This is a genomic window from Polaromonas sp., from assembly GCF_035638815.1.
Classification (GTDB): domain Bacteria; phylum Pseudomonadota; class Gammaproteobacteria; order Burkholderiales; family Burkholderiaceae_C; genus Polaromonas.
On sequence record NZ_DASQZG010000009.1, the window covers coordinates 46634 to 67519 of the forward strand.

Below are 20886 nucleotides of genomic sequence, written 5' to 3' on the forward strand. Positions count from 1 at the left end.
GCATTCGCTTCCGGCGCCATGACTTAGGGGCCCTCACGGCCCGCCCCTGCCCCCAGCTTTCCAGTCGAACAAGTTGGGCAGCGGCGCGCGCTTTTATCCTACAGGTCCGGGCGTAAGGGTGCGCAAGATTTGAAGCATTCCACACGACGCTTCAATCATGAAACCCTTTACCGCAGACGACCTTTACGAGCAAAAAAAACTCATTGACCTTCATGGCTTGGCCGGCCATACGAAATCCTTTGGAACTGTCCGCTCAGTCAACAGAAAAGACAACACCTACAGCACGCAGATCTGGCGGTTTGAGGCACTGACAAAAACCGCCGAGCCCGCGACCCCCGGTGATGGGTCGGACAACTCGCCCAGACTTTCGCCCGATGGCATGACGCTGGCGTTTCTTTCAAACCGGGGCGGGGACAATACCCAACTCCATTTGCTTGCATTGGACAGTGGTGAAGCCAAACAACTGGGCAATTTCGCCAGCGGGGTCAGCAGCTTGCGCTGGGCAAGCGATTCGCAGAGTTTGATCCTGGCAGTGCCGACCAGCGTGTCGCCGGACGTAAGGGGAAAACGCGGCAAGAGTCCGGAAACCCAAAGTGAAAGTGACCCCGAAGTCTGCTGGAAACTCCCCTACAAAAGTGACGGCGTGGGTTATCTCCTCAAACGGGAAATTCATCTGTTCCGCATTGGCGTCAACACACGACAGACCGAACAAATCACAGACGGGCCCTTTGATGTGCTCGCTTTTGAGCCCTCGCAAGACGGAAAGCACATCGCCTACGTACGCGCGCGCGATGGCAAATATGCCCACCTCTCGGATCTGTGGATTTGCGATGCAGAGGGCAAAAACCACCGCCAGGTGACGCATGACGTTTCCACAGTTATGCAGCCTTCGTGGGCACCCGATAGCCAGTCACTCGCTTATGCAGGTGCACGCAAGGCCGGTGACAGTGAAGCCCGGCTGTGGATTCTCGATCTCAAAACAGGCATGTCGCGCTGCGTCGGGGGCGACGCGGTCGAGGTGGCGCATCCAGAGTCACTTTGCTGGGATGAGGACGACCAAAAAATTTATCTTGTGCGGGCGTGGCGCGGGCGCCACGAGCTTGTGTCAGTGGGGGTGCAAGATGGCGACATTGACGTTCTGCTGACCGGCCCCCGTCAAATCGGCGCCATGTCGCCGATGGCAGATGGCTACGCCTTCTCATCGCAGTCGCCTGACGCACCGGAAGAGCTGTTTTACAAATCGTTCGAAGGTGGACAGAAGCTGCAACTGTCCAATCTGAACAGCTGGTGGGCTTCACGCAGCGCCATCGAAATGTCGGAGCGAACATTTGAGGTGCCTGACGGAAAAGGTGGTCTGGAGAAAATACATGGCTGGTTGCTGCGGGGCACAGACACGCCCAAGGGCCAACCCTCCCCCTTACTCGACGACATCCACGGCGGACCCGGGAGCTACGCCCTTCTCGACTACGACACCAATGTGTACTGGCAGGCCATGTGCTCCAGAGGTTGGACCATCCTTTTGCTCAACGCCGTCGGCTCCAGCAGCTATGGCGAAGACTTCCGCACGCGATTGGCTGGAAAATGGGGGGCCTGGACTTTCCGCAGCATATGGCGGCCATCAAACAATTGCAGGCTGAAGGCATTTGCGACGACAGGGTGTGCGTGACCGGCAAGTCCTATGGTGGCTATCTGAGCAGTTGGGCAATTGGTCACTCCGACATGTTTCAGGCCGCTGTGGTCATGGCGCCGGTCGGCAACATCGAAACCCACTACGGCACGTCGGACGGCGGGTATTACGCCGACCCACTCTATCTGGGAACAGAGCCCGAATTCAGCCGCAAGCGGGCGCGCGAATTATCGCCACTTCAGTTCATTGAATCCGCAAAAACGCCCACTCTTTTCCTTCAGGGGAAAGATGACGAACGCTGCCCGAAATGTCAGTCCGAAGAACTTTTTGTGAGCCTCTACACCGCAGGAGACACCCGGACTGAACTGGTGCTCTATCCAGAGGAAGGCCATCTTTTTCTGGGCGAGGGCAAGCCCATGTGCCGGGCCGACGCAGCGCAGCGAATCATTGACTGGCACGAATCTCACCTGGAACAAACACCGGAAACCTCAACACCCACTGCAGCAGAGAACTCCGTCGCCCAGCTTGAAGGAGTTGTCTGAGGACGCGCGAAGAAGCAGCCGCATCGGCTCTACCGACTCTGTAGCGGCGCAATCTTTGACAGCAGCATGGTCATCGACCGCGGCAAGTTTGCTCTTCCGCGTTGGACTGTCGCTAAATGCGGCTTGTGGCAATGTCCTTGCAGTAGTCCGCCAGCGCATCCAGCTCCAGGGCCTTGTCAAAAAATGCGTCCGCACCAAAACTTCGCACCTGCCCGCGTACGAAATCCGTGTCGTAGTTGGTAGCAACAACTACCTTCTGGGATGGGCTTCTTGCCAGACAGCTTTTCAAAACATGAAAGCCGTTGCCTGTCGCCAGAAATAAATCGACCAGTGCCAAATCCCAATCCGAGGGGTGATCGCGGAACCACTGCTCAGCCTCGTTCTGGACGCTCAACTCTTTGACAATACTGGTGCCCGGCAGCATGCTGAGCAACCTCTTCATATGCGTGCGAAAAACCTCATTGTCTTCAATCAGGACAACTCTCATGCTCTCGTACTCTCTTGCTCTTGGTGTAGTTATGGACAGATGTATCCAACAGTACCGCACTACAGTGCAACGGTCTGTAGGACTTCATCTAAGCGAGTCCTGCGCGCAGAGGGATAGCCACCCCTTTCACACAGCCACTCCTCCGTCAATCCGCGCCTGACGAAGATTTTCCCGAATCGATGATCCGACCGTGTCCTACAGGACACAGCCTTTCCGCACGTCTACGATCCGGCATACAAATCAGGAGCCGCCATGTCAGACGACAAAAGCAAAACCGGAAACGACCGCAAACTCATCAGTCTGGAGCAGGAGTACGAACTGCGCGACTGGACTCAATCTTTGGGGTGCACGGAAAAACAATTGCGTGCAGCGGTGGAGGCGGTCGGCAACTCTGCGGACGCCGTGCGCAAATACCTTTCCGGCCGCAAATAATGGCCAAGGCGAAATCCGATCCGGATGCCGGCAAGGCGGCCAGTTCTACCCGGTCGCTGTGGAAGGGGGCCATCAGCTTTGGCCTTGTACATGTCCCCGTGGCGCTGTTTTCGGCAACGTCCGAAACCGACATGAACTTCAAGATGATTGACAAGCGGTCGATGGACCCGGTGGGCTACAAACGCATCAACAAAAAGTCTGGCAAAGAAGTTGCCATGGCCGACATTGTTAAAGGTGTTGAATGGGAGGACGGCCAATTTGTTTTGGTGTCTCCTGAGGAAATTGAGAAGGCTTATCCCAAAACCACCCAGACGATTGAGATCGAAGCTTTTGTGCCTATTGATCAGATTCCTTTCGTCTACCTCGAGAAGCCGTACTACACCGCGCCGGTAAACAAGGGCCAGAAGGTCTACGCGCTGCTACGTGAAGCGCTTGCAGCAACCCAGATGGTGGGCGTTGCCAAGGTCGTTATTTCCAACAAGCAGCATCTGGCCCTGTTGATGCCATGCGGCCCGGCCCTGGTGCTGAACCTGCTCCGCTGGGGTGGTGAAATACGGTCCTGGAGCGCGCTTCAATTGCCACCCCAGGGGGCAAAGGAAGCCGGAATCAAGGACGCCGAGCTTGCCATGGCCAAGCAATTAGTCAAGGACATGACCACAAGCTGGGACGCCGACCAGTTTCGGGATTCGTTCCATGAGGCGATCATGCGGCTGGTGGAAGACAAGGCCAAGTCGGGCCAGGTAGAGCAAGTTGAGACAATCGCGCCCGAGTCAGGCGGTGGCTCCGGCGGCCAGGTTGTTGATCTGACAGAACTGCTCAAGCGAAGCATTGCCGGGGGCACACGCACGCCCGCAGCAAAATCGGCGCCGGCCAAAAAGGCACCGGCCGCAAAAGCGCCCGCTAAAAAATCAGCGCCCAAGCTTCGCAAGGCAGCGTAAAGCGGGTATCAAGCTCGTGTTGTCCGGCTTTCACCCGCTTTAACGTTGCAGACCTTCCAGGCGTAGTAGACGAACGCCGCAGCCAATGTCGCGTGCAGTAGTGAGTTGGGGACGATGCCCGACACTTTGGAGAGGGTGCCATTGGCAAATGCAATGATTTCTATGGGCAACAGACCAAGCTGAAGCACCGCATTGCCCATGAGAAACGCCCTCATGGTTGGCGAGTCTGGATGTCCCCTGACCATCCACGCAACAAGGCCTATCGCTATCAGCGCAACGCCCACTTCGCGTACCCAGACGATGGTTGCGGCATGCGGCACCACGCCCTTGCTTTCGAGTAAAGCAGCCGGCAGGAACAAGGCCGCACTCCCCACGGCTGTTGCAATGAAACTCACCACGGTGAGAAAAACTTTTCGGCTCATAGGACCTCCGGATTGTGCTGCTGCACGGTGGAGCTGATCCTATGTAAGCCTCGGCGCGCGGGCAATTACCTGGAGAGGTCATTGCGTCCGCCTAATCAACTGCTAGAGTCGCGCCATGTCGGCCAGACTCTTCCCCGCCCTGCTGAAATACTGGCGCAACCGCCATGGACAGTCGCAACTCGACCTCGCACTAGAGTCGGGCGTGTCGGCGCGGCACATTAGCTTCCTGGAATCCGGCAGGGCCATGCCCAGCGAAGAGATGGTGCTGCGGCTGGTGTCTGTGCTTGGCCTTTCATTGCGTGACCAAAACGAGGCATTAACCGTGGCCGGGTACGCGCCGCGCTTTCCCGAACCCGAGTTGCAGGAAATTTCCCCAGAAATTGAGTGGGCCATCGATCGAATGCTCGCCCAGCAGGAGCCCTATCCGATGACGGTGTTGTCGTCCGACTACTGCATTTTCAGGCGCAACGTTGCCGCGGGGCGGATCTTCCAACTTTTCATGGCGAACCCACCTCGACCCGATCAGACCCCGAACATGTTCGCCCTGGTCTTCGACCCTGCCCAAGCCAAGCCGTTCGTGGTTGATTGGCCTCAAGTGGCGCATCACATGCTCGCACGGCTGCACCGTGAAGCCCTGCAAAACCCGGGTGACGCGCGCCTGCCAGCATTGCTGGACCGGGTGATGCAGTACCCCGACGTCAAGGACGAATGGCGTCGTCCCGATTTCAGCGCCGAGCTCGGCAGCACCCTCAGCATTTGCCTGCGCCGTGGTGAACTGGCCGTGCGGTTCATGACAACGGTCACCACTTTCGCCGCGCCAAGGTTGGTGACACTGGAAGAACTGCGGATTGAAAGTTATTTCCCGCTTGACCAGGCCACACGCGAAATTTGTGAAAAGCTTCATTTAGTGAAGCCTGGATCTTCGCAAGCAAGCATTGGCCTGATCGACCAGACTAGCCAGGAATCGTCACCGTAAACTCAGTGCCGCTCGTCTCATCGGAAGACACCTCAACACCACCACCATGGGCCTTTGCTATCTCGCTCACGATATAGAGCCCAAGTCCAACACTGCGCGCTGAACTGGTAGCCGCTTCGCCACGCACCATGGCTTGAAATAGCGTAGCGCGCGCTTCAACCGGTATGGGTTTTCCAAAGTTATGCACGGAAACTGAAAATTTACCGTTTGCTGGTTTCGATGTCACCGTCACAGGGTGCGCGGGGTTTCCGTATGACATCGCGTTGGAAACCAGATTGCCAACCATTTGCGAGAGGCGATCGGCATCAGCATTACAGGCACCAGGCCCCTCTTTGATATGGCGCAGCTCGCGGGTCGGAAAGGCAAGAGACAGTTCCTCGACTGCCTCTGCAACTGCCCGGTGAAGATCAATGGGTTTACGAGAGACTTTGAGACCTTGCCCAAGTCGCGCCTGGGTAAAGTCCAGCAGGTCGGTGATAAGACGATTGGCCCGCTCTACGGCACGGGTCACCCGCCCCAGCACCCCAATCTGCGATGCAGAAAGTTCACCGCGCGCCAGAACGGCAGCCCCCATGGAAATCGTTGAAAGAGGGTTGCGAAGATCGTGGCTTGCAATTCCGACCAATTGCTCTGCAAAGAGCGCGCGGTCTTTTGTTTCTTCCCGCATTTGCGTAGCTTCCGCCACAATGACTTCCAGCTTTCTGCGTGCCGCCACAAGCTCCTGTTCAAATTTGTCCCTGTCACGGGACACGAAGGCTGCGAGGTCATGAACAATCACCCCGTGCTTTTCTGAACGAACAGCGTTCAGGATCATCGGTATGGTGCCGCCATCCTTGCGGATGATTTCCAGCCTCACTTCAGAAATGGAGCCCTGCATTTGCAGCAATGGCGCCCAATGCGTCTGATGAAAAATTTTCCCGCCCATGGTCAGCAAGTCCTGGACTTTGCGCTTGCCGACGAGCTCTTCCGCGGAATAACCCACCCACGCGCAAAAGGCAGAGTTGACCCGAAGGAACACCCCGTCCTGCGAGGTTCGCGCGAGTCCACAAGGCGCGTCGTCCAGCGCGCGAGCTACCTCTGGCGAGCATCCATCACCAGAGATCACTTGGTTAAAACCCGCGCCTGGATAAAAACCTGTCGATTGCATCCGTACTGGATCCGGGAGAACTTAAGTGCGGGCAATGTCCGACGTTCTCAATAATCGCCAGTTCGCTGTCGGGAAGCGTGCTGTGCATGTACTCGCCAACCGTGACGGGCGCAATGATGTCTTCGCTGCATTGCAGGATCAGCGTGGGCGTTTTCAGCTTTGGCAGATCGGCGCGGTGGTCAGATAGAAATGTCACCTTGGCAAATTGCTTGGCCACCTCAGGATCGGTGCGGCAAAAACTGTTTGTCAATTCCTGTCCGAGTTCAGGTTGACCGGGCGCGCCCATGATGGCCGGTGCCATGCTGCTCGCCCAACCCAGATAGTTGCTTTCCAGCGTACCCAAAAGCGATTCGATGTCGGCTCGCTCGAACCCGCCGCGGTAATCGCCGTCATTCAGGTAGCACGGGGACGGTCCCACCATGATCTGAGCCGAAAATTTTCCCGAGGCTTTCAGGTCGGCGAGCACGCCGATCATTGAACTGACGGAGTGACCAACAAAGATGGCGGGGCCCTCACCAAACTCTTCAACAATCTCAAGAATGTCGTCCGCATACCCTTGAAGCGAGCCGTATTTTGTCGGGTCGTAGGCGGACAGATCAGAGCTGCCACTCCCGACCAGGTCAAACGCAACCGTCCGATAACGCTGGGCATAGCTGGGCTGGAGCAAGCGCCACATGTTCTGGTCGCAACCAAAACCGTGCGCAAAGAACATGGTCGCCGGCCCTGTGCCCGAAACCTTGACGTTGTTGCGTTGAAGTACCGTCATCCCATCTCCTCCATGAACCCTTCGCACCGAAGGACATTGATCAATCGTCCCGTGTGGGTTTTTGCAAGCGGGACTTTGCAGCCCCGCTTACAGATTTTCTTTTAGGGGCGGCTTTTAGCCAAGCCAAGTTACTCCACAGTCACACTTTTTGCGAGGTTACGCGGCTTGTCCACATCCGTGCCACGCGCCAGGGCGGTGTGATACGCCAGCAACTGCAGGGGCACCACATGCAGCAGCGGGCTGAGGGCGCCGTAGTGCTCAGGCATGCGGATGACATGAATGCCTTCCGCGTTTTCAATTTTCGTATCCGCGTCGGCCAAAACATAAAGCACACCGCCACGCGCGCGTACTTCCTGCAGGTTGCTCTTGAGTTTTTCCAGCAAACTGTCGTTGGGCGCCACGGTGACTACCGGCATCGCGCTGGTGACCAGCGCCAGCGGGCCATGCTTGAGCTCGCCGGCGGGATAGGCCTCGGCGTGGATGTAGCTGATTTCCTTGAGCTTCAGCGCGCCTTCCATGGCGATGGGGTAATGCATGCCGCGGCCCAGGAAAAGCGCGTTTTCCATTTTTGCAAAATCTTCTGACCAGCTGATGATTTGCGGCTCGAGTGCGAGTACACCCCCCAGAGCGGCGGGCAAGTGGCGCATGGCTTTGAGGTGCGCCGCTTCTTCTTCTTCACTCAGTCGGCCTTTGCTTTGCGCTAGTGCCAGTGTCAGCAAAAAGAGACCGGCCAGCTGCGTGGTGAACGCTTTGGTGGACGCAACGCCAATCTCGACACCCGCCCGCGTAATGTAGGCAAGTTTGCACTCTCGCACCATGGCAGAAGTAGATACGTTGCAGATGGTGAGTGTGTGGTTCATACCCAGCGATTGCGCATGGCGCAGGGCAGCCAGGGTGTCAGCGGTTTCACCGCTTTGCGTGATCGTGACGATCAACGTTTTGGGATTGGGGACCGAGGTGCGATAGCGGTACTCGCTGGCCACTTCAACCTGCGTCGGAATGCCGGCAAGGCTTTCGAGCCAGTACTTGGCGGTGCAGCCACTGTAGTAGCTGGTGCCGCACGCAAGAATGAGTACCGAGTCGATTTCCTTGAAGGTTCGGTAGGCGTCGTCTCCAAACAGCTCGGGGATGATGCCCTCCACGCCTTCCAGCGTGTCGGCAATAGCGCGCGGCTGCTCAAAAATTTCTTTTTGCATGTAGTGCCGATACGGGCCCAGCTCTGCCGCTCCGCTGTGTGCATGAACGGTTTTGACCTCGCGCTCCACTTTTTTGTGATCGCGGTCAATAACCCAGTATTTGCCAAGCTGCATGTCGACCAGGTCACCTTCTTCAAGGTACAGGATCTGGTCGGTCACGCCTGCCAGGGCCATGGCATCGCTGGCCAGGAAAACTTCGCCGCCCTCCTTGCCCACACCCAGAATCAGCGGGGAACCGGCGCGTGCACCAACCACCCGCTGTGGCTCGTCCTTGCAGAAAGCTGCAATCGCATAGGCGCCGTGAAGCTGGGCAGTGGTGGCCTTGAGTGCTTCAAACAAATCGCCGTCATACAGACTGTCCATCAGGTGGACGATCACTTCGGTGTCGGTCTGGCTTGTAAAAACATAACCCTTGGCCTGCAGCGCAGCGCGCAGCTCTTCATGGTTTTCAATGATGCCGTTGTGGACCAGCGCCACTTTGCCCGGCTTGCTGCCAGACTCGCCTGTGCCGTGGCTGAAGTGGGGGTGGGCGTTGTGCACGGCTGGTGCGCCATGGGTGGCCCAGCGCGTGTGGGCGATGCCGGTACCGCTTTCAATATGGTCCGTTTTGACCTGCTCCATCAGTTCCGCCACCCGGGCGGTGCTGCGCGCCCGCTTGAGGCCGTCGGAGTAAACCGCCACGCCGCAAGAGTCATAACCGCGGTATTCAAGCCGCTGCAAACCCTGGACCAGAACGGGGACGATATTTCGCGTGGAAACTGACGCAACGATGCCGCACATAGCAACTCCTGAAAAAAAGAATAAGGCGATGCTACGTACTCTGTATTTTATTTATCCTTGAAATGGCCGTCTTTTTGGAATATTATTTCTTGAATCTCAAAATTTGGAATTAAATTCCATTTGCTAATATTAAATGAAATTAATGAATGAAATTCCGCTGGATGCCATTGACATCCAATTGCTTGAAACTTTGCAGGACAACGCCTCGCAGACCAATCAAGCCCTGGCCGAGCAGGTGCATATTTCGCCGCCCACTTGCCTGCGCCGCGTCAAAAGACTGCGTGACACCGGCCTGATTGAACGCGAGATTGCAATCCTCAATACCGAGAAACTCGCTACCGCGATGGGCCAAGGGCTGACCGCCCTGGTCGAAGTGAGCCTTGACCACCAAGGCGCTGATCAGCTGGATGCGTTTGAATCCCGGGTAGTGCAGGATGATGCCGTGCAGCAGTGTTACCGCGTATCGCCAGGCCCCGACTTCGTGCTGGTGGTGCATGTCGCAGACATGCCGCGCTACCTGGCGCTGGCGCAGCGGCTCTTTACCGGCGATGCAAATGTACGCAACGTGAAGGCTTTTTTCAGCATCAAGCGGTCCAAATTTGAACCAAAAGTGCTGCTGACCCAATAAACACGGGCGTGAGCTGCTCCTGAATTTGATTCTTGTCGAATCAGAACCAGCGGCCGACGGCGCTCCCAATTTTGTACGCGCGAGAGCTTAAATTCCATGCGATGCACTATGGCCCGCGCAACTCCTCCATCAGAAACTCCAGGAAAGCACGGATCTTGGGGGCGAGATGTTGCCGGGACGGATAGATGGCGTAGAGCGTTGTTTCCACAGTGCTCCAGTCCTCCAGTACGGCAACGAGTCGGCCTTCGCGAAGATCGTCCTCCACAAAAGGGTAGGGCATCAAGCTGAGCCCGAAACCCGCCCGAAGCGCATCGCGCACCGCAAGGCTGGACGTCACGGAGTAACGGGCACTCACTTCAAACCGCTCGGTGCGCCCCTGCTTGCTGAACTCCCACGCATCCGCATGGCCGGATAACGTGAAGCGCACGCAATTGTGCGAAGCCAGATCGGCAGGCGACTGGGGCCAGCCATGGGTCTCGAAGTACGACGGTGCCGCGCACAGGACGTGTTTCATGGTGACGAGCCGCCTTGCGACCATGCTGGAGTCTTCCAGACTGTCACTGCCGCGAATGGCCATGTCGAAACCCTCCCGGACCAGGTCCACCCGTCTGTCATCCAGATGGAGATCCAGCGTCAGCTCTGGGTAGGCCGACAAAAAACGGGGAATGGCTTGGGAGAGCATGGTCAGCGTGACCGTCATGGGCGCGCTGACGCGCAGCGTCCCGCTAGGAGCAAGTTTGACGGGGCACAAGGCCCGATCAGCGTCGGCCAGTGCGTCCAGGCCTCGCGAAACGTGCTCGAGGTAGGTCTTGCCCTCTTCGGTCAACGACATGCGGCGGGTGGTCCGGTGGATCAGGCGGGCACCAACATGCGCCTCCAGATCGGCGATGTTCTTGCTGACTGCGGCGGGGGACAGGCCCAGTCGCCTTGCGGCTTGGGCAAAGCCATTGAGCTCTGCCACCTGACGGAACACCTGAAAAGCAATGTAACGATCCATGATTCTTCTCTATTGATGAATAGTGTCTTCTTGCATTGGCATATTGTGTCGTATTAGTGAATTGCTTAGACTTCTCCAGACCATTCACCACCCAAAACATATGACCATTCACCCATCCATTGCGCTGATCGAACAGCGCGTCTCCGCCAACGCATTCGACGCAAGCCACACCATCGACGTAGCGGACATCGAAGCCCTGGTGCGCCTGGCGACACGCGCACCGACCGCCTACAACCTTCAGAACTGGCGCTTCCTTGCCCTCCGCAGCTCGGAGGCCAAGGCCAAGCTTCGTCAACTCGCGTACGGACAGGCAAAAGTCTCGGAAGCTGCGGTGACCTTCATCATCTGCGGCACATTGCCCGATGCCGAAAGCGTCGTCGCGAGGTTGACGCCATTCATAACCTCCGGTTACATGTCGCCGCAGATGGCGTCCAGCTGGCAAGAAGGCGCGCTGGCTCAATATGCCCACCCCCAGACAGCACGCGACGAAGCCGTGCGCTCAGCCAGTTTGGGTGCTGCCACCCTGATCCATGCCGCGCAGGCATTGGGACTTGTTTCCGGTCCCATGGTCGGATTCGATGCCGACGGCGTCACTCGCGAATTCGGCCTCGGGCCCCGGGAGATTCCCGTGATGCTTCTCGCCGTGGGTCGGGCTGCGCCGGGCAACTGGCCCCAGAAGCCCCGCCGCCCCCTGGCGGAGGTGCTGGAGGTCTCGTGAAGCCGCGGACCTCCGACATTTGCCTGACGGCTGTCGCGCCAGCCATCTGGGGCAGCACCTACATCGTCACGACGGAATACCTCGCCGGCTTCAGCCCGATCACGGTGGCGATGCTTCGTGCGCTGCCCGCCGGCTTGCTGCTGCTTGCATTTGTCAGGCAACTGCCAACAGGCGTCTGGTGGCTGCGCGTTTTCATCCTGGGTGCGCTGAACTTCTCATTTTTTTTGAGCATGTTGTTCGTCGCGGCTTATCGCCTCCCGGGTGGTGTAGCTGCCACGGTCGGATCCGTTCAGCCACTGTTTGTCGTGTTCCTGGCCTACGTCGTTCTCGGCGCGCCCATCCGGCTTCTTTCCATCGTCTCCGCCCTGGTAGGCGCTGCCGGTGTCGCGCTGCTGGTGCTGGCGCCCAGCGCGGCGCTGGATCCCGTCGGCCTGGCTGCCGGACTCGCTGGGGCGGGCGCCATGGCTTGCGGGACCGTTCTGAGCCGCAAGTGGCAGCCACCAGTCTCGGCGATCACGTTCTCTGCATGGCAACTGACTGCAGGAGGTCTTCTCCTCGTGCCAGTCGCACTCTACTACCAGCCCGTGCTCCCGATGCCGACGGTTACCCATCTGCTGGCGCTGGGCTGGCTCGGCCTTGTCGGTATGGCGCTGACCTATGTTCTGTGGCTGCGGGGCATAGCCCGCCTGGACTCAAGCTCGGTCTCCTCCCTGCTTTTGCTCAGCCCCGTCGCAGCAGTACTGCTGGGCTGGCTTGGCCTGGGCCAAACCATGACGCCACTGCAGATCTGCGGGGGCAGTCTCGTCATGGTCAGCATTTGGCTTGCCCAAAAAGCCGCTCGCCCCGTGACACGCCCTGTAACAGCAGAAACGACGGGAAAACCCACATTCACCGATCACCCTGCAAGATGAATACCTTAAGGAGATTTAATGTCACTCGCACTCATCATCAAACACAAAACGCAGCCCGGGAAGCGGGACGAGGTTCGAAGCATCTGGGAGAAACACATGGCTGCTGCGGTTTCGTCGCACGAGGGTCACACCGCCTACTTCTATTGTTTTGACAACGCCGATCCCGATACGATTTATGCGTTTCAGCAATATGCCAGCGTAGATGCGTCACGCAACTTCTTGCAGACAAGCAGCTACGCAGACTATCTGAAGGAAGTTGAGCCGTTGCTAGCTGGTCCTCCAGAGGTCACAAGCCTCACACCTGTGTGGTCGAAGGGGTAGCCTGGACCCTCGGCTGAGTGACAAGGCCGAGGACGTTTCAATTGGCGAACCAATGGCGTGATGGGGAAAGCCAGTTGTTGCTATTAATTCAATAGCTTGCCGCGCTCTACCCATATGGGACTAAAGCCCCTAATGCATTGATTTTTGCCGCTCAGCCTTTGGGCGGTTTCACTGGTCGTGTCCAACCAGCCAGGGTCACCTGCTTGCCCCGCGCGACACTGAGTGATTCAGGTGGGGTGTTTTTGGTAATGGTGGAGCCGCCACCCACCGTGCCGCCAGCGCCGATGGTGACAGGCGCCACCAGCACGCAGTTGCTGCCAATGTGCGCGTCGGCCTCAATCACCGTGCGGTGTTTGTTGGCGCCGTCGTAGTTGGCGGTGATGCTGCCAGCGCCGTAATTGACTCGCTCGCCAACCGTGGCATCGCCCAGATAGGCCAGGTGATTGGCTTTGGCGCCCCGGGCCAGCGTGGAGTTTTTCACCTCGACAAAATTGCCGATGTGCACTTCTGGCCCAAGCTGCGCGCCCGGGCGCAAACGAGCGAAGGGCCCGACCAGCGCACCTTCGCCGACCTGAACGCCCAGTTTTTCACCGTCGATATGGGTAAAGGGGTGAATCACGGCGCCGGTAGCGATGGTGGAGTTGGCAATCACGCAGTTGGCACCTATGCGCACATCGTCGCCCAGCGTCACAGACCCTTCAAACACGCAGTTAACGTCAATTTCAACATCCTGCCCGCAGCTCAAGCTGCCGCGCACATCAAAACGCGCCGGGTCACTGATGCGCACGCCCTGCTCCATCAGACGCGCGGCAAGCCGCAGCTGATAAGCGCGCTCCAGCTCGGCGAGTTGAACCGGGCTATTCACGCCGTCCACCTGCACCCTGTCGCTGATGCGGGTGGCCACCACTTCCGCGCCGTCCAGCACCGCGAGCTTGACGATATCGGTAAGGTAGTACTCGCCCTGGCTGTTGTCATTGGTCAGGCGCGACAACCAGTTTTTGAGAAGCGCATTGGGTACAGCCATCACACCGGTATAAATTTCGGCAATCTTGCGCTCGTCGGCAGACGCATCCTTGTGCTCGACGATTCTTTGCACCGCATCACCGTCCCGCACAATGCGGCCGTAGCCTGTCGGATCTGGCATGTTCACCGTCAGCAAGGCCAGGCGTTTTCCAGCGCAATCGGCCAGAAGACCGCGCAAGGTTTCGGCCTCTATCAAGGGGACGTCGCCATTGAGAATCAGAGTGACACCGTCGTTCGTCAGGCACGGCACCGCCTGCTGAACAGCGTGCCCGGTCCCAAGCTGCGGTTCCTGCCGCACAAAATGAAGTGCAGCCAAAGCGGGCGCGCCGTCTCCGGCCTGGGGCGCAATGCCAGCCTCCACTCTGTCGGCACCATGGCCGGTAACCACCACAGCCTGGCGCGGCAACAACTGCACGACGCAGTCAACTACATGCTGAAGCAAAGCACGGCCGCCCAATCGGTGCAACACTTTGGGCAGCTTGCTCTTCATACGGGTGCCCTTGCCCGCTGCCATGATGACGACATCAACCGGAGTTGCCATGAGATTTCCTGTGTGTTTTGAAAAGGTACCTGGTGCAGCGCGTTTGGGACGGCTTGGGCGGATTATCGGTCTGCTGACGCTGCTCAGCGTGTTGCAGTCTTGCGGCATCATGAAAATTGCGTACAACCAGGCCCATGAGCTTGCGTACTGGCAACTCGACAGCTATTTTGACTTTGACGAAGCCCAATCGCCCCGAGCGAGGGAGGAACTGGCCAAGGTGCATCAGTGGCACCGCAAGACCCAGTTGCCGGTGTATGCAGAAACCTTGCAAAAATGGCAGGCTCTCATGCCGGGGGACCTGGACGAAGCCCAGGTGTGCCGCATGTACACCGATGCGCGGACGAAGCTGCTCGCCATTTCGGAGCGGAGCGAATCGGCGGCTATTTCTTTGGTGGGCACCTTGGTGCCGGATCAGCTGGATCATGTGAAGCGCAAATTTACCAAGCTCAACAAGGAGTATCGGAACGACTTCATGGATGGCACGCCGCAAGACCTGCTGGACAAACGCGTCAAGAAAGCCGTCAGCCGGGCTGAGATGCTGTACGGGCCGCTGGAAGACAAGCAGCTGGGTGTGCTTCGCGCCCGCATCGCGCAATCGCCTTTCAATGCAGGCTTGTCCCTGGGTGAGCACCAGCGCAGGCAGCAAGACGCCTTGCAGACTTTGACGCCTGTCATTGCAGGCCAGTCCACAACTGAACAAGCCGCAGCGGCGGTGAAGCAGTATTTTGCAAGGTCAATCAATTCTCCAGACGCTGCTTATCGCAGCTACCAGGAGCGCCTGACTCGCGACAATTGCAAAACGCTGGCCGAGTTGCACAACAGCACGACACCCGCGCAGCGCACTGCCGCGGTCCAGACCCTGCAAACATACGCGAAGGATTTTGCAGCCCTGGCGGCTCAACGACCCTGACCGGACGAAACGCCGCGGATCCGGTCAAGAAAAGATGGCCGAGGCGTAGCCGCCGCTGGCAAAGCCGGTGAATTCATCTGTCGGGGCTGAAGCTCCCCGAAGCCGCTACTCTGCTGCTGTTCGCGGTTAACCGGTCGTTTGGGCTGCTGTTGCAGCTGTCCTGGCTTGAAGAGAATTTTGCTGTTCATGACTGCTCTTTAAACATGAGATTCATTGCGTCAAACAACGCATCAACTTCAGCTTAAAAGCAGGCAGCAAAAAAATTGTCAGTCTTCAAAGAAAGGCAACGTGGGAAGAAGCCTACAAGCGAATTTAAGAGCCGCCGTTAGAGAAGCGGCACGGCCCTCATGGGGCGCTCGTAATAGTCCGCAATGCGGTGCAGGGCTTTTGGATTGATCAGGTGCAGCCTGCCATCCTTCAACTCGTGCAGGCCCAGGCTGTACAAGCGTTTGATGGTTTTGTTGGTATGCACCAACGACAAACCAAGTGCATCCGCAATGTGTTGCTGGTTGATCGGAAATTCGATGGACCCGTCTGTCGCCAGCCCCAACCTCTCAACACGACGGTAGAGGTGAATGAGTAGCATGGCGACACGTTCGGCTGCGTTGCGCCGCCCGGTGCTGAGGATGTTTTCATCCACCATCCCCTCTTCCCGCGCAGACAGCCAGGTGACGTCATAGCCCAAGCTGGGAAACTGGCGAAACAGGTCCCACAACCCATCCTGAGGAAACACGCACAGGGTTGCGTCAGTCACCGCCTCCACCCCGTGAGTGGCCCCATCCGCAAACTCCTGCTGCAGGCCGATAAAGTCCCCGGGCAAAAGAAAGTTGAGAATTTGCCTGCGTCCATCGCTCAATGTCTTATAGCGAAAGGCCCAACCCGAATACAAAGTGAACAACTTGCCGTTGGGGTTTTGCTCCGAGATGATGGAACTGCCCGCAGGCGCAAATGCCGCACCGCTGCGAAATCCCTGAATAAAAGCAAGCTCCTGCTCCGTGACCGGCTTGAAGGCCTCCAGCCGTCGCAGCCGGCAATCTGCGCAGTGTTGTGGACAGGGGCTGGAGGGGGACAGGGGGGTAATGATCACGGCGGAATTCTAGTACTGAAGATGTGTGTCTTTTGACATTGCAACGATGTGGCGGGCTCGCTACATTATTTGCCACCCATGTTTGAACACCCACAACTACACGAGGTTTTGTATCTCAGCACGCTCGCGCCCGAGTCCAACGTGAAGGTCGTTGCGCAAATCGCGGCCCAGTCACGTCCGGCCAACGAAGCGGCGGGCATCACGGGTTTGCTGGCCTTTGACGGCATGCGCTTTTGCCATCACATTGAAGGGCCGCGGCATGAAGTGCTGGGCTTGGTGCAGCGAATCCGCCAGGACTCGCGCCATACAGACATGGAGGTCCTGCACCACGGGCCTCTGGCCGACCGCCGCTTCAGGCGCTTTAACCTGGGCTTTTGCGCCGTCGAGGATGACGACGGTCTGTCCCGCCTGAAACAGTCTGGCCCCGAGGAAGCCCTGGCGCAGTTCCTGGCAATGCTGCCGTCTATCGATCTGGACCCCTGAAACTGGCGAAGCTCAGGCTTGCAGCGCTGCCCAGATTTCCTTGTCACGCTCAGCCGTCCAGATGCGTGGCGAGCCATTTTTCGACCTGCGAGGGGCCCCGCTTGCGGGGATCGAAGCGAAAAATGGTGAGGTGAAATCCGCGCTGCCCAATAACACGGGTCAGGCTTGCAGCGCTGCCCACATTTCCTTGTCACGCTCCGCCGTCCAGATGCGCGGATTTTTAATACCGCTCGCCTCGTCATACGCGCGGCTCACATCGAAAGGCAGGCAGTGTTCATAGATAAACACCTGGCCAAAAATGGGGTCCATGCTTTTGCGGGTGTGCAACATCGCGCCTTTAAGGTCCATCTTCGCGGCAGCAGCTTCCTTGCCGCAGCGGTACAGCGTTTCCACCCAGCGCTTGGTGTAATCAATGGCCTTGTTCACATCCGCCGCGCCCTTCATCGCCTCGCCCCGGCCAGGCACAATGGCCTCGGCGCCGAGCGCGCGCAGGGCTTCCAGTGTGGCTGGCCACTCTTCAAGCTGGGCATCACCTGTGTAGACACCGGCCTCGTACTCCACCAGGTCCCCTGAAAAGAGCACTTTTTCCTCAGCCACCCAGGCAATGGTGTCGCCCCGCGTATGACCGGGACCGGGGTGCCAGATCTGAACCTTGACGCCGCCCAGATTAAGCTCCAGCTTGCCCGGCACTTCCCCATCCACTGGATTGCCGCCCGAAATCACCATGGTGGGCCAAGTCAGGCCGGGGACGCTTTCAGCATTCCGAAACAGGCGGGGAAAGCGCTCCATTTCACTTTGCATGTCCTGCGCGCCACGCTCGACGATCAGCTCGTACGTGCCTTGACTGGCAATCACCTCCGTAGCGCCTTCGGCAAGGTAGGCACTGGCGCCCAGCACCCGCACCGCGTGGTAATGCGTGAGCAATACATATTTGATGGGTTTGCTACTGACTGTGCGAATGCGGGCAATCAGGTCCTGCGCCATGGCCGGCGTCGCCGTGGCGTCGCTCACCATGATGAATTGGTCGCCAATCACCACGCCTGAATTCGGGTCCCCTTCAGCCGTGTAGGCCCAGCAGTGCGCGCTGAGCTGCTCGAAGGTGATTTTTTTGTCTGCAAGGTCAGACTGGGAAGCAAAAGCTTTGGACATGCGGTCTCCGGGAGTGCCAGAATTTTACTATACGTAACTTATTACGAATAGTAAAACTAGCGCCTAGGCGGCCAGCCCCCGCTCCAGCATGGCGATGACCTCTTCGGAAAACGCGCGGTAACTCATGGGCCCTTCCGGACGCATCCAGGTGAAGGTCCAGTTGATCATGCCAAACAGCATCATGGTCACTGCGGTCTGGTTGGCCGCTGAGATGCGCTGCGGGTAGGCCCTTTTGAGAAAGCGCGTCATGGCCGACACCACATCCCGCTGCCGGTTCAGGATCAGCTCCCGCTGCCCATCGCCCAGAAATTTGGTGTCGCCAAGCAAGGCGCTATGGCGCGTGGCCGAGCTTTCGTATTCGCTCAAGAAGTTGCGAATCAACTCGTGCAAGGCGCCGCGGTCGTCCAGGTTCTGGCGTTGTGCTGTTGCCTCGGTCTGGCCTATGGTTGCCAGCAAACCCTGCGTGTAGCGGTCCAGCAGGTCAAACAGAATCGCTTCCTTGCTGCCGTAGTAGTGATAAAGCCGGGCCTTGGAAGTGCCGCAGGCTGCAGCAATGTCGTTCATGCTGGCAGCCATGTAGCTGCGCTGCGCAAAACACTGCGCGGCCACGTCAAGAATGGCTTCGCGCTGAAGCTCGTGGGTTGCGGACTTGGGGCGGGCCATGCGCTATTGTGCGGCACTACTGCGGCGGGCTACAGTCGGCGCATGGCCGCTGATCCTTCTTTTACCAACTATTGCTGCGAGCTGCTGGGAAGTGTGGGGCCCTGTATCGCGCGACGCATGTTTGGCGGCGCCGGTATCAGCACCGGGGGTCTGACCATTGCACTGCTGGCAGACTTGGGCAAGGGAGAAAAATTGTGGCTCAAGGCCAATGAAGAAACCCGCCACCTGTATGAAGCGGCGGGTTGCGAGCCCTTTGTGTATGAGGCCAAGGGCAGAACATCCCGGATGAATTACTACAGCGCACCCGAAGACGCGATGGAGTCACCTCAACTGATGGCGCACTGGGCCCGGCTGTCGCTGGACTGCGCCCTGAAAGCGCGCTCAGCCAAATCGGTGCGTGCCGTGCCGCCCACTAAACCTGTCAAGGGACGCGGCAAAACCGCCAGCACCGCATCAGCAAGCACGCCAGCGAGACCAGCAGCCAAGCGGGCAGACGCCCCGGCGGCCATGCCGAAAGCCAACCGCAAATCACGCAGCGGCTGAACCACGCCGCTGGCGGCAAACACGCGTCGGGGTGCCCTTGCAACCTGCAGCGCTGCGGCAGCAGGCAGCGGGTCCCAGCTGAAATAAGCAATAGAGTCCTTTCCACCGCCCCAGGCCTCCACCACCAGCGCCTGCCCCGGCAACAGCCTGATGCTTTCTCCGACGCCGAAAAAGTGATCGCCGCCGCGCGCACTGTCGTCAAACGGCCCTTGGTCGAAGGTGACCCACACCATGCCGTGTGCTACACGCAATTCACCAGCCTCAGCAGGCCGCAGGGTCAGCGCCCGGCCCTCGGCAAGTTTCCAGCAGCCCGATACGGCGTGTGGGCTGCTCAATGGTTGCAGTGAATGGCTGAGTTGTGCGGTCATGATTTTCTCCGTTCGAAAGGCGTTTGGGGTAGTGAATGATTGCCGCAAGGCGCTTGGCAGTCCAATGAAATCGCGCTAAGCTATTCATTCCATAACCGCATCAATCAAAAAGCGCCTTGTCATGCAGCATTCACAAACCCATTTGCGTTCCCGTCCTATTTCGGCAGGCCAGCTCCGCGCTTTTGAAGCCGTCGCGCGTCATTTGAACTTCCGCGCGGCATCGGAGGAGTTGGCCCTGACCCAATCGGCAGTCAGCCGGCAGATCCAGGGGCTGGAAGAAGAAGTTGGCCTGAGCCTGTTTCACCGCCACACCCGTTCGGTAGAGCTGACAGGCGCCGGAGGCATTTTGCTGCGGGCAGTGTCCCCTTCGCTCGAGCGGATCGACGGCGCAGTGCGCCAGATCCGCCAGAGCACGGGGCGCAAAAGCGTTTCCCTGACAACTTTCGCCTCATTTGCCTCCATGTGGCTTATCCCCCGGCTGGAGGCCTTTCAGCGCGACAACCCCGACATGGACATCCGCATTGATGCGTCAGACAACGCAATTGACCTGGACACCTCAGACCTGGACGTGGCCCTGCGCTACGGCCCGGCGGCCCGCATGGCGCCCGGCGCAATCCGCCTGTTTGGCGAGCAGCTCACACCCGTGATCAGCCCCTGGCTGCTTAAAAGCAGCCCGCGATTGAAAAAGCCGGAAGACCTGGTGCACTTTGCGCTAATCGAAGCGGGTGACTCCCACGCGACCCACATGGAGTGGTTGACCTGGCGCCGCTGGCTGCAGGTTCACGGTACGCCCAAGCTGGAGGGCAAACGCTGGCTCTACTTCAACTACGCCTACCAAATGGTGCAAGCCGCGCTGACCGGCCAGGGCATCGTGCTGGCGCGCCTGCCCCTGATCGCCGAGAGCCTTGCGTCTGGTGACTTGATTGAGCCCTTGCCCAAACTGCGACTGGAGTCTCCCATGGCGTACTGGCTGGTCGTTGGCCCCCGAAGTGCCGGCCGACCAGAGGTCAAAGCCTTTTGTGACTGGCTGCTGGTTCAAAGCGCGCTGACCCGGGAAGCGATTGGGGATGTCCCGGATCCGGATACGGTTGATAACCTGGATTGATCTCTATCAGCATCACGCTGCGTTTGGGGTCTGCTTGGGACAGTAGGGACTAACTCCCCACTCCCGCCCCTAACCCCTCCCTCGCCCCGCTGGGCGAGGGAGGGGGCCTCATTTGGTCGCGTGTGT

At 58.6% G+C, this 20886-nt stretch carries 23 protein-coding genes and 1 pseudogene; 13 read left to right on the forward strand and 11 right to left on the reverse strand.

Annotation, left to right across the window (positions count from 1 at the left end; translation table 11 throughout):
- The first annotated feature begins 157 nt into the window (after window positions 1–157).
- Entirely contained in the window at window positions 158–1666 is a 1509-nt protein-coding gene (locus tag VE934_RS04110; protein WP_324884610.1) for a S9 family peptidase, read from the forward strand.
- Window positions 1609–2169: an alpha/beta hydrolase family protein gene (locus VE934_RS04115; RefSeq protein ID WP_324884612.1), complete on the forward strand. Its 561-nt coding sequence runs from the start codon at window positions 1609–1611 to the stop codon at window positions 2167–2169. Before VE934_RS04110 ends, VE934_RS04115 begins: the two co-directional genes overlap by 58 nt.
- A 112-nt stretch (window positions 2170–2281) precedes the next feature.
- Here the strand turns inward: VE934_RS04115 and VE934_RS04120 are convergent, their stop codons facing one another.
- Window positions 2282–2656 (reverse strand): response regulator, encoded by a 375-nt coding sequence (locus VE934_RS04120; RefSeq protein WP_324884613.1) that lies wholly within the window; start codon window positions 2654–2656, stop codon window positions 2282–2284.
- 252 nt (window positions 2657–2908) lie between these two features.
- On the opposite strand from VE934_RS04120, the gene VE934_RS04125 reads away from it, so the two are divergent.
- Both VE934_RS04125 and VE934_RS04130 read left to right on the forward strand, forming a co-directional pair.
- Window positions 2909–3088, forward strand: a complete 180-nt coding sequence (locus tag VE934_RS04125) for a DUF3606 domain-containing protein (protein WP_324884615.1) — start codon at window positions 2909–2911, stop codon at window positions 3086–3088.
- Complete coding sequence (locus VE934_RS04130) at window positions 3088–4026, forward strand: Ku protein (protein ID WP_324884617.1); 939 nt, start codon at window positions 3088–3090, stop codon at window positions 4024–4026. Before VE934_RS04125 ends, VE934_RS04130 begins: the two co-directional genes overlap by 1 nt.
- An 8-nt stretch (window positions 4027–4034) precedes the next feature.
- On the opposite strand, the gene VE934_RS04135 is transcribed toward VE934_RS04130, so the two are convergent.
- Window positions 4035–4448, reverse strand: a complete 414-nt coding sequence (locus VE934_RS04135; protein ID WP_324884618.1) for a hypothetical protein — start codon at window positions 4446–4448, stop codon at window positions 4035–4037.
- Window positions 4449–4563: 115 nt separating this feature from the next.
- On the opposite strand from VE934_RS04135, the gene VE934_RS04140 reads away from it, so the two are divergent.
- Entirely contained in the window at window positions 4564–5424 is an 861-nt protein-coding gene (locus VE934_RS04140; protein WP_324884620.1) for a helix-turn-helix transcriptional regulator, read from the forward strand.
- On the opposite strand, the gene VE934_RS04145 is transcribed toward VE934_RS04140, so the two are convergent.
- From VE934_RS04145 to glmS, 3 genes are all read right to left on the reverse strand, one after another.
- Complete coding sequence (locus tag VE934_RS04145; protein ID WP_324884622.1) at window positions 5402–6571, reverse strand: HAMP domain-containing sensor histidine kinase; 1170 nt, start codon at window positions 6569–6571, stop codon at window positions 5402–5404. The two genes, VE934_RS04140 and VE934_RS04145, sit on opposite strands and share 23 nt — an antisense overlap.
- Window positions 6534–7337 carry an alpha/beta hydrolase gene (locus VE934_RS04150; RefSeq protein WP_324884623.1) on the reverse strand — a complete coding sequence of 268 codons (804 nt, stop codon included), beginning with the start codon at window positions 7335–7337 and terminating at the stop codon, window positions 6534–6536. Before VE934_RS04150 ends, VE934_RS04145 begins: the two co-directional genes overlap by 38 nt.
- Window positions 7338–7465: 128 nt before the next feature.
- Window positions 7466–9313: a glutamine--fructose-6-phosphate transaminase (isomerizing) gene (gene glmS, locus VE934_RS04155; protein WP_324884626.1), complete on the reverse strand. Its 1848-nt coding sequence runs from the start codon at window positions 9311–9313 to the stop codon at window positions 7466–7468.
- A 142-nt stretch (window positions 9314–9455) separates the two neighbouring features.
- On the opposite strand from glmS, the gene VE934_RS04160 reads away from it, so the two are divergent.
- Window positions 9456–9941 (forward strand): Lrp/AsnC family transcriptional regulator, encoded by a 486-nt coding sequence (locus VE934_RS04160; RefSeq protein ID WP_324884628.1) that lies wholly within the window; start codon window positions 9456–9458, stop codon window positions 9939–9941.
- A gap of 106 nt (window positions 9942–10047) precedes the next feature.
- Here VE934_RS04160 and VE934_RS04165 read toward each other — a convergent pair whose 3' ends face one another.
- Window positions 10048–10938 carry a LysR family transcriptional regulator gene (locus VE934_RS04165; protein ID WP_324884630.1) on the reverse strand — a complete coding sequence of 297 codons (891 nt, stop codon included), beginning with the start codon at window positions 10936–10938 and terminating at the stop codon, window positions 10048–10050.
- A gap of 100 nt (window positions 10939–11038) precedes the next feature.
- Between VE934_RS04165 and VE934_RS04170 the strand changes: the two genes are divergently transcribed.
- The 3 genes from VE934_RS04170 to VE934_RS04180 are packed head-to-tail and all read left to right on the forward strand — an operon-like array spanning window position 11039 to window position 12888.
- On the forward strand, window positions 11039–11656 hold the full coding sequence (locus VE934_RS04170) for a nitroreductase family protein (RefSeq protein WP_324884632.1): 618 nt from the start codon (window positions 11039–11041) through the stop codon (window positions 11654–11656).
- Window positions 11653–12567 (forward strand): DMT family transporter, encoded by a 915-nt coding sequence (locus tag VE934_RS04175; protein ID WP_324884634.1) that lies wholly within the window; start codon window positions 11653–11655, stop codon window positions 12565–12567. The genes VE934_RS04170 and VE934_RS04175 overlap by 4 nt, the downstream gene beginning before the upstream one ends.
- 18 nt (window positions 12568–12585) lie before the next feature.
- Entirely contained in the window at window positions 12586–12888 is a 303-nt protein-coding gene (locus VE934_RS04180) for a putative quinol monooxygenase (protein ID WP_324884636.1), read from the forward strand.
- A 151-nt stretch (window positions 12889–13039) separates the two neighbouring features.
- On the opposite strand, the gene glmU is transcribed toward VE934_RS04180, so the two are convergent.
- A complete protein-coding gene (gene glmU, locus VE934_RS04185) occupies window positions 13040–14452 on the reverse strand; it encodes a bifunctional UDP-N-acetylglucosamine diphosphorylase/glucosamine-1-phosphate N-acetyltransferase GlmU (protein WP_324884638.1) in 1413 nt (470 codons plus the stop codon).
- Here glmU and VE934_RS04190 point away from each other — a divergent pair.
- Window positions 14451–15362 (forward strand): DUF6279 family lipoprotein, encoded by a 912-nt coding sequence (locus tag VE934_RS04190; protein WP_324884640.1) that lies wholly within the window; start codon window positions 14451–14453, stop codon window positions 15360–15362. The genes glmU and VE934_RS04190 overlap by 2 nt on opposite strands.
- Window positions 15363–15687: 325 nt before the next feature.
- On the opposite strand, the gene VE934_RS04195 is transcribed toward VE934_RS04190, so the two are convergent.
- Window positions 15688–16443: a Crp/Fnr family transcriptional regulator gene (locus VE934_RS04195; protein WP_414693812.1), complete on the reverse strand. Its 756-nt coding sequence runs from the start codon at window positions 16441–16443 to the stop codon at window positions 15688–15690.
- A gap of 84 nt (window positions 16444–16527) precedes the next feature.
- Here VE934_RS04195 and VE934_RS04200 point away from each other — a divergent pair, with 84 nt between their 5' ends.
- Window positions 16528–16932, forward strand: a complete 405-nt coding sequence (locus VE934_RS04200) for a BLUF domain-containing protein (protein WP_324884644.1) — start codon at window positions 16528–16530, stop codon at window positions 16930–16932.
- Window positions 16933–17091: 159 nt separating this feature from the next.
- Here the strand turns inward: VE934_RS04200 and VE934_RS04205 are convergent, their stop codons facing one another.
- Window positions 17092–18081, reverse strand: a complete 990-nt coding sequence (locus VE934_RS04205) for an MBL fold metallo-hydrolase (RefSeq protein WP_324884646.1) — start codon at window positions 18079–18081, stop codon at window positions 17092–17094.
- Between the two features lie 63 nt (window positions 18082–18144).
- The gene (locus VE934_RS04210; protein ID WP_324884648.1) at window positions 18145–18744 is read right to left on the reverse strand and encodes a TetR/AcrR family transcriptional regulator; all 600 of its coding nucleotides are present in this window, start codon (window positions 18742–18744) and stop codon (window positions 18145–18147) included.
- Window positions 18745–18861: 117 nt separating this feature from the next.
- Between VE934_RS04210 and VE934_RS04215 the strand changes: the two are divergent.
- Window positions 18862–19053 (forward strand): annotated as a pseudogene (locus VE934_RS04215) (TfoX/Sxy family protein); the annotation flags it as partial.
- A 17-nt stretch (window positions 19054–19070) separates the two neighbouring features.
- On the opposite strand, the gene VE934_RS04220 reads toward VE934_RS04215, so the two are convergent.
- Window positions 19071–19655, reverse strand: coding sequence for a DUF2917 domain-containing protein (locus tag VE934_RS04220; RefSeq protein ID WP_324884650.1), 585 nt, complete (start codon window positions 19653–19655; stop codon window positions 19071–19073).
- A gap of 121 nt (window positions 19656–19776) precedes the next feature.
- Here VE934_RS04220 and VE934_RS04225 point away from each other — a divergent pair, with 121 nt between their 5' ends.
- Window positions 19777–20760, forward strand: a complete 984-nt coding sequence (locus VE934_RS04225; protein WP_324884652.1) for a LysR substrate-binding domain-containing protein — start codon at window positions 19777–19779, stop codon at window positions 20758–20760.
- Window positions 20761–20886: the final 126 nt, after the last annotated feature.

Coding starts and splice junctions, on each gene's coding strand:
- VE934_RS04130 (WP_324884617.1), top strand. CDS start 3,088: ATGGCCAAGGCGAAATCCGATCCGGATGCCGGCAAGGCGGCCAGTTCT.
- glmS (WP_324884626.1), bottom strand. CDS start 9,313: ATGTGCGGCATCGTTGCGTCAGTTTCCACGCGAAATATCGTCCCCGTT.
- VE934_RS04170 (WP_324884632.1), top strand. CDS start 11,039: ATGACCATTCACCCATCCATTGCGCTGATCGAACAGCGCGTCTCCGCC.
- VE934_RS04150 (WP_324884623.1), bottom strand. CDS start 7,337: ATGACGGTACTTCAACGCAACAACGTCAAGGTTTCGGGCACAGGGCCG.
- VE934_RS04210 (WP_324884648.1), bottom strand. CDS start 18,744: ATGGCCCGCCCCAAGTCCGCAACCCACGAGCTTCAGCGCGAAGCCATT.
- VE934_RS04190 (WP_324884640.1), top strand. CDS start 14,451: ATGAGATTTCCTGTGTGTTTTGAAAAGGTACCTGGTGCAGCGCGTTTG.
- VE934_RS04205 (WP_324884646.1), bottom strand. CDS start 18,081: ATGTCCAAAGCTTTTGCTTCCCAGTCTGACCTTGCAGACAAAAAAATC.
- VE934_RS04160 (WP_324884628.1), top strand. CDS start 9,456: ATGAATGAAATTCCGCTGGATGCCATTGACATCCAATTGCTTGAAACT.
- VE934_RS04115 (WP_324884612.1), top strand. CDS start 1,609: ATGGCGGCCATCAAACAATTGCAGGCTGAAGGCATTTGCGACGACAGG.
- VE934_RS04110 (WP_324884610.1), top strand. CDS start 158: ATGAAACCCTTTACCGCAGACGACCTTTACGAGCAAAAAAAACTCATT.
- VE934_RS04140 (WP_324884620.1), top strand. CDS start 4,564: ATGTCGGCCAGACTCTTCCCCGCCCTGCTGAAATACTGGCGCAACCGC.
- VE934_RS04200 (WP_324884644.1), top strand. CDS start 16,528: ATGTTTGAACACCCACAACTACACGAGGTTTTGTATCTCAGCACGCTC.
- VE934_RS04225 (WP_324884652.1), top strand. CDS start 19,777: ATGCAGCATTCACAAACCCATTTGCGTTCCCGTCCTATTTCGGCAGGC.
- glmU (WP_324884638.1), bottom strand. CDS start 14,452: ATGGCAACTCCGGTTGATGTCGTCATCATGGCAGCGGGCAAGGGCACC.
- VE934_RS04180 (WP_324884636.1), top strand. CDS start 12,586: ATGTCACTCGCACTCATCATCAAACACAAAACGCAGCCCGGGAAGCGG.
- VE934_RS04220 (WP_324884650.1), bottom strand. CDS start 19,655: ATGACCGCACAACTCAGCCATTCACTGCAACCATTGAGCAGCCCACAC.
- VE934_RS04165 (WP_324884630.1), bottom strand. CDS start 10,938: ATGGATCGTTACATTGCTTTTCAGGTGTTCCGTCAGGTGGCAGAGCTC.
- VE934_RS04125 (WP_324884615.1), top strand. CDS start 2,909: ATGTCAGACGACAAAAGCAAAACCGGAAACGACCGCAAACTCATCAGT.
- VE934_RS04135 (WP_324884618.1), bottom strand. CDS start 4,448: ATGAGCCGAAAAGTTTTTCTCACCGTGGTGAGTTTCATTGCAACAGCC.
- VE934_RS04120 (WP_324884613.1), bottom strand. CDS start 2,656: ATGAGAGTTGTCCTGATTGAAGACAATGAGGTTTTTCGCACGCATATG.
- VE934_RS04145 (WP_324884622.1), bottom strand. CDS start 6,571: ATGCAATCGACAGGTTTTTATCCAGGCGCGGGTTTTAACCAAGTGATC.